Below are 7,063 nucleotides of genomic sequence, written 5' to 3'. Positions count from 1 at the left end.
GCATCGGATTGGCGGCGCCGCCCCAGTAGCGGTTGCCGACACGCTGGCGCAGCGTTCCCACGCCGTTGAGTTCCTGCAGCACCTGCGCATAGGCCTCGTAGATCGGCACGCCCGGCTGGTAGAGCGGGCACGATCCACCAGGGCATGGCGGATTGGGAGGCGTCAGCATCGAGCGCAGATACCAATCACCATCAGCAGGATCGGTGACGCCACCCTTGTAGAGCTGGTAGGCATAAGGACCGCCGACCATTGCCGTCTGGCCCTGGAATTCATACGTTTTATCTCCGGCGAGTTCGAACGTGCCGTTCGAGGCGCCGTCGACCTCTATAATCTTGATGCCCTCATGGGTCTGCGCGGTCTTACCGCCGATATTGGTCACCTGCACGTTGCTGTCGCCTGAGGTAGCGCCCCGAACATGCATGAGGTCGGTCGGGGAATCATCACCTTCCAGCTTGGTATCGAGATAGATCGTGCCACCTTTGCCTGTATAATCGCCGCTGACGGTGAGGGTGGTGCCTGGCGTACCATTACCAAGGCGCACGTCGCCGTCATTGGTCAGCGAAGCCAGCGTCTGGTTGTACCCACCGAGATCAAGCGTGCCGCCCGTATCGACGTTGAAGGCCGAATCCGGGCTGAAGACGTTCGCTGCGTTCGCCGCAAGCGTGCCCCCATTGACGGAGGTAGCGCCAGTATAGCTGTTTGCGCCGGACAGCAGCAGCGTGCCCGCGCCTGATTTGGTGAGCCCGCCAGCGCCGCTCAGTGTTTGCGTCGGCGAAAGCGTGAAGGTGTTGTCCGCGTCGTCGATATCGAACCCGCCGCCGGAGGAGCCCCAATTGATCGTGCGCGTCGTCGATTTGAAGTCCTTGCCGGTGACCTTCAACGCGCCGCCGTCGAAGGTAAGTGCTCCTTGTATAGCGCCAAGGTTTTTCTCGGCAGAAACCGACAGGGTTCCGCGGTCGATCAAAGTTCCGCCGCTATATGTATTGTCGCCGCTCAGGACCAAGGTGCCGAGATCGTCCTTCACCAGTTGGATGGATTGGCCGGGTGCATCGATCAGTTGCGATTCGATTTCCGCCGTCATATCAACGCTACTTTGCGTATACTTGCCGACGCGGATGATGCTCTTGTTGCTGTCCGCCGGTTCCGTCGGGGATGTCCATAGCGTGATGGGGTCCCCTGTCACGCGATAGCCGTCCACCGCGAATTGCATGCCGGCCGCATTGATCGCGCCCTTGCTCGCATCCACCGTCACAAGACCGCCCTGGCCCTGGAAAATAGCAAAGCTCTTGTCGGCGAAACCGCCATTGTGTGCCCCGTCCTGGTCGGTCCAGTTGGTCAGACCGCCGGCCGCAGCCTGCCAGGTGCCATCTCCGCCATCGACACTGCCGGTGGGAGCCATATGCTTCCCGTCCCAGAAGCTGTAGGTCCCGGGAGGGGGCGGCGGAGTCGAACCTTGGTTGTTCAGGTTGACCTCCGTCCCGGTGTACTGCACCGTGGTCCCTTGGGGGGTAGTGCTCCCCGTGCCGAATTGTCCCGACCTCGAGGCCCCTTCCAGCAGACCATAGATGCCGGGGGCGAGCGTCACCCCCGAACCCGTCTTGACATTCAATATGGCAGCGTCATCGATCGTGATGTCCTTATCGACCAGAACCTGCAGCGCATCCAGGTCTGAGCTGCCAGGGTCGACATCATAGATGAAGTTCGTGTTCGAACCGCCGCGGAGCGTCAGCGCACCGTTGATCTGGACTTTGCTCACATTGTTGCCGGCCTCGTCCTGCGCCAGTAGCGTACCACCGAGGTTTACCGTCACGTCTCCGCCGATCGTGCCGCCGCCGCGCAACGTGCCGTCCACGGTGGTCGCACCTGTCGCCTGCGTTTGATCGCCATTGACCACCAGCGTGCTGCCGGTGACGACCTCCGTCGGGCCCTTATAGCTGTTGGCCTTGGTCAGGGTTAGTTCAAGCCCGCCCTGCACCGTCACCGAGCCATCGCCTTTGATCGTGCCGTCATAAGTCAAGGCACCGGTGCGATCGAAAATGAGCTTATTGCTCGCACCGGTAAGCGCCACGCTGCTGCCGGCACCCCCGAGCGTGCCCGTCGCGCCGCCGGTGCCGACATGCAGTTCTCCGCCGGTGATCGTCATCGTACCCGTATAGCCGAAATTGCTTCCCGTGAGGATCAGGTTGCCGTCCCCGATCTTTCCAAACGCGCCCGATCCCGAAATATCGCCCGCCACAGTCAGATCGCTATCGGACTTCAATGTACCTGCGCCGGTCATCTTGACCGCACGCCCTGATCCGAGCGTCAGCCCGAGCGAGTTCGTGTTCTCCAGCGTGCCGCCATTGAAGGTGATGCCGCCGCTGGGATCGCCGAGATTGTTGTTGGACGAAACCGACAGCGTACCGGCATTGATGTTCGTGCCTCCCTTGTAAGTGTTGGCACCCGAGAGCACCAAGGTGCCGGCGCCCGTCTTGGTGAGCGCGTCGAGGTTGCCAACCGTGTTGAGGATGTTTTGGGACACGGTGAAGGTATTGCCCGCCGCCGCGATGTCGAAGCCGCCGCCCTTGGCGCCCCAGATGATGTTTCGCGCTGTATTGGCAAAACTAGTGAAGGAGAGTTCCCTGACCTGCAGCGTACCACCGTCGAATGTGAGGTTGCCGGAATTCAATCCGAGAGCACTGTCGGCCGCAACAGATAGCGTCCCGCTCAGCAGAGTCCAAGGCGTTTTGGCGTTTGTGGTGTTCTCCAGTGTCCAGATGGTAGAGCTGGAGGCGTTGAGCTGGAAGTTCTGAAATCCAGTGTATTGCGTTCCAAGCTTGGATGCATCCAATTGCCAGGCGGCCATGCCGCCCAGCACCAATGTATTGCTCGCCCCAGCGGTCGCATCGACATTGCCAGTGATAACTGATCCGGCTTGCAGTTCCAGAATATTGGTGCCGCTCGTGAATGTAATAGCATTGCCAACAATGGGTGGGTTAATTGAGGTGTTGTTGAGACCGATTGCGCCCCCCGTGATTGATCCGCTGTTGATCACGGTCAAATCGTAACCAGCAATGCCGGCTCCTCCACTCCCACCACGATTAGGTAAAAGGAGCGAATAATCGCCGCCGGTACCCCCGACAATGGCCCCAGTATTCGTAATGGTAACGCCGTTGCCCCAAATGCCGATGCCTCCGGTGCCGCCGTTGCCTGTTCTGTCATCAGCGGTTGAAGATGACCCTGTACCTCCGTTGCCCGCGCCCCCCCCCTTGCCGCCCTGAATGACCCCCCCATTCCTCAATGAGCTGCCGATGGCAGCCGGAGAAAAATATACGCCAATCCCGCCATCTCCTCCGTTGCCGCCATGGCCTGGCTCACTGAGAATTCGATTCTGGGGGCTGTTGCCGCCGCTGCCGCCGGCACCGCCCTGTCCGCCCGTGATCGTCGACGTATTCGAATTCGCTTGCACGCCGTCCAAAAACAACGCAAAACCCCCGGCTCCACCGCCACCGCCACCGCCGGCAGACGAGCGCGAATTGATCGAGTTCCCGCCATCGCCGCCTTTTTTACCGACAAAGCCGGTAAGCAAGTTGTTGTTGTCGACCTGTCCGGCAGTACGTTGGGCGTGTGCCCCCCCGGTCCCGCCGCCGCCGCCGCCGGCACCTTGATTTATCGCAGTAGTTGACGTTCCATCCTGGTCTGACGCTCCTCCAAGCAGCCCTGCCCCACCGTCCCCCCCTGTTCCGCCAGCACCACCGCCAGCGCCGCCACCGCCGCCGCCTGCGCCCCCGTCGTTCAACATTGGACCGCCCGTGCCCGGGCTACCCTGCCCGCCAACAGCGCCACCGACTCCACCGGGCGTTGATGAGCAAAACCCCCCGTTCGTGCACCCACCGACCCCACCAAGCGTTTGCGCCCAACCCGGCTGAGTAGCGTATGCCATCAACATCACCAGAGCGGTTCCGGTCGCAAGCGCCATACGCCTCCCCCGGCGTCCCGGATACCTAAGCACGCTCCCCATCAAACGATCCATAATATGCGCAGAAAAGCTTATCTGTCCGGCGCGCGTAGACGGAACCTGAAATTCACGAGTACGCTCTTGCTGACTCCCCCATACTTCGCAGTATTTTATGCAGGATTCGGCATTTTGATATTGTTCATCCGCATGGATATCCGATGTATCTCTGTATGACGAAGTGAAGTTCATTGCCCATTTTCCTTACTTCTTCGATCTCTGATATGGATTATGCGGGGTAATTCCTTAACATTTGAAAAAAACCGTAAATATCTAAATTATAGCGCTTATATCTTTGGTGTGAGATATTTACAATATCCAATACACCTGAGCGATACCGGCACATTTTTGGTGTTATACTTTTGCAACACGTTGAATGTTATTAAGTCACACCAGAAAATAAAGTCGCGGGTGACGAATCTTCACATGCGGCCTACAGAATCCAATTCGAACCCAGATCCGCTGTAAATCTGATGTAAAACCAGTTAGTGGCGAAGAATAAATTCTTCACAACCATAAATATGATTGTTCATATCCTCCAGCAACACCGCAGCCGCGGCGTTGTGATAGCCGGGACTGAAGAAGCGCCAGTTGCGCCACGGGCCAGCGCTCGACGATCAGCACCGCACCTTCGACCTTGCTCTTGTCGCGCGGCTTAAGGCTGCGGGTTAGCAGGATCGTCTATCCCAATGTTCAACCATAGCGGCAAAGGTCTGGCTGAGCGTCGGCTTGAACCACAACGCCAGTTGCGCCACCGGCCTTCCGATTGTCGCAGTTATGAGTCTAGAACGGTTATGTGCCCGCAGCCTATGGATCTAGCCTTCTCGGTGACGGCGAGGCACATACTGATCAGAGGCCGGCGAGCTATTCGAGAAGTTTTGGCTCGCTTTGCCCGACTGGTCTTCGGGACGGCCCCACAGAAGAAGTCGAAGGCACCTGACAGGCTTCGAGCCTCCTGCTTCATCTTGATGTTGATCTCGGCATCTCGGTTGGTCGTATCCAGGCTGACGTGGTCAAGCCAACCTCTTATGACGTTCACGTCGACACCGGATTCGAGTAGATGCACGGCTGTCGTGTGTCTCCAAACATGCGGAGAAATGAACCTGCGTCCGTTGCCGATGCGAATGTCCAAACCATAACGCCCAGACGAGCTTGTACAGGCCGAATCGCGTCAGCGGCTTGCCGACGTTGCTGAGGAATACCGGAGTTGCTGGCGTCGCTGGCTGGCGTCGGTCACGCAGCATCTCGCCAAGCAGGCAGGCGGTCTCGGGCCATAGTGGACAGATCCGCCACTTATCGCCCTTGCCGTGCAGGTTTTGCGTATCGTAGGCCTTGTTGGCATCGAGCGCGATGGTCCGCGGCCGATCATGTTGCAGCGCCGCCACCCGCTCAGCGCGCCCGTCGGCCCACGTCAGGTAGGCGTCGAGGCCGAATAGAGAAGACGACCCCATATGAACACCTCGCCCAAGATCAAACGGCCCATCACCTTGACATGCGTTGCATGTTTATTGTGTCACGAGCAACTCATAGAACTCGATCCGACCTCAGATCCGCAGTGAACTTTATATTAAACCAGTTAGCTGGGGAAAAATGAATCCCGCCCACTGTGAATGTAACATACATGTAACCCAATTGAGACGAGTTTTGAGGATTAGCGTCAAAATCTTTAAGCAGATCCGCGCTGATAGGCGCATAAAGAAAGCCTGGATAATCCTCATCCAGCCCCCATTCCTGCACCGTCCGTGTAATCGCTATCGTAGCAACGTGAATCTGCCCGCTAACTCCATGCCACCCGTTTACATAGCATGTCATGGTGACATTCACATTTTCCATAAAGGAGCCAAAGTTGGGCCACAGCGGTATGAGGAATTCGATTGAGGTGCCGTCCCTGCTCACGTCGGAGTTGTCGAGATAATGGAAGTTCGGCTCTTGGTTCCATTTATATAATGGGGTGAGGGACGTCCAGTTCTCCGGTATTGGTCGTAGGGGATCCGGCTGCTGCACGGGGGTGCCGATTGCCGCAAACATGCCTCGCCTAGACAGCGTTCCTACCCCGCCTGGATAACACGCAAGATACTGTATGCCATTGTCGCTGGTATCGTCTCCCAGCATCGCGATGTAGGGTACACGGAACGTCAAAGGCTGCCCTGGTGGAGCATGGAAGACATCGATCAGACCGTCTGTTCCAGCCTGACCTTGTATATAGGTCGCAACCCTCAGATTATTTTGCGGAATTGTGCCCCTATCTGGGTTAGTATCAATGCTGTACGTTTGCCAACCAGGGTAATATAAATAGGGTATATCAATGGGCAAAGGCATGGTCGGCGCATCAAGTACACCATTCCCGCCGAATGTACAAAAAACCAGGCTCACAGGAAAAGTGTAACTGCTGCCTGGCAGGCTCACCTGCAACTGATCTATGGAGTTGATGTCGCACCCCATATAGACAATTGCTACTCCATCCGCATCGGTCCGTGTTTTTATCTTGCCATCCCTGTCGGGAACAAGCTTCTGTGCTGCGGTTGGATTACCGCCATCCGGATTTTCTCTGTAATAAACGAACCGGCCCATAGCTATTGTCCGGCCCATAGCTATTGTCGCAGAGCTCCAATCAACGTCAAGACCGGGGACGCCCTTATTGGTGGAATCGACGATAGCAACGGTCGCCTTGATGAGGCTGCCCATTGGGGGATCCAACGTGGAGTCAAAGTTATTTGGAAACAGATCCGCGAGCCGTTTATCGATTGCAAGTGGCAGGATCGTGTAGGCCGGGGTGCCAACGTTGAGTGTTTTGGTGGTCATGGTTCTCTCCTGTTCTCTCATCGAGACGGTCTGCTGGGTACGGCATGCTTTGATGGATGCGTCCGCCGGCCGCCGGTTGCGGCCGGGGACATTGTGTGCGGGTCTAGGACGCCGGGAAGGTCGTGTTCAGCGTGTAGGACGTCGCGGTGCCGTCCGGCGTCGCGAGTTTGGACCATGTGCTGCCGCCGCCCTGGGTGACCTTGTAGTTCATCTGCAGCGTACCCGGCTGCGGCTGCGCCTCCGAACCGGACGGGCCGTAGCCCGCCA

At 57.8% G+C, this 7,063-nt stretch carries 5 protein-coding genes and 1 pseudogene; 1 reads left to right on the top strand and 5 read right to left on the bottom strand.

Translation table 11 applies throughout. From position 1 onward, the window contains the following. A partial coding sequence (locus C5748_RS27070; protein ID WP_245582011.1) for an autotransporter outer membrane beta-barrel domain-containing protein occupies positions 1 to 3,034 on the bottom strand: 3,034 nt, incomplete at its 3' end. A 309-nt stretch (positions 3,035 to 3,343) separates the two neighbouring features. Between C5748_RS27070 and C5748_RS28720 the strand changes: the two genes are divergently transcribed. Continuing rightward, positions 3,344 to 3,664 (top strand): hypothetical protein, encoded by a 321-nt coding sequence (locus C5748_RS28720; RefSeq protein WP_210204482.1) that lies wholly within the window; start codon positions 3,344 to 3,346, stop codon positions 3,662 to 3,664. Positions 3,665 to 4,518: 854 nt separating this feature from the next. On the opposite strand, the pseudogene C5748_RS29160 reads toward C5748_RS28720, so the two are convergent. From C5748_RS29160 to C5748_RS27055, 4 genes and pseudogenes are all read right to left on the bottom strand, one after another. Next, positions 4,519 to 4,768: pseudogene (locus tag C5748_RS29160) on the bottom strand (IS21 family transposase); the annotation flags it as partial. Position 4,769: 1 nt separating this feature from the next. After that, positions 4,770 to 5,060 carry a site-specific integrase gene (locus tag C5748_RS29155; RefSeq protein WP_245582010.1) on the bottom strand — a complete coding sequence of 97 codons (291 nt, stop codon included), beginning with the start codon at positions 5,058 to 5,060 and terminating at the stop codon, positions 4,770 to 4,772. Continuing rightward, positions 5,008 to 5,445 carry a site-specific integrase gene (locus C5748_RS29610; RefSeq protein WP_425350307.1) on the bottom strand — a complete coding sequence of 146 codons (438 nt, stop codon included), beginning with the start codon at positions 5,443 to 5,445 and terminating at the stop codon, positions 5,008 to 5,010. The genes C5748_RS29155 and C5748_RS29610 overlap by 53 nt, the downstream gene beginning before the upstream one ends. Positions 5,446 to 5,518: 73 nt before the next feature. After that, positions 5,519 to 6,796 carry a hypothetical protein gene (locus C5748_RS27055; RefSeq protein WP_105746126.1) on the bottom strand — a complete coding sequence of 426 codons (1,278 nt, stop codon included), beginning with the start codon at positions 6,794 to 6,796 and terminating at the stop codon, positions 5,519 to 5,521. Positions 6,797 to 7,063 lie beyond the last annotated feature (267 nt).

The sequence above is a fragment of the Phyllobacterium phragmitis genome (assembly GCF_002980495.1).
GTDB lineage: Bacteria > Pseudomonadota > Alphaproteobacteria > Rhizobiales > Rhizobiaceae > Paramesorhizobium > Paramesorhizobium phragmitis.
This window is presented reverse-complemented; position numbering and strand designations above follow the sequence as displayed.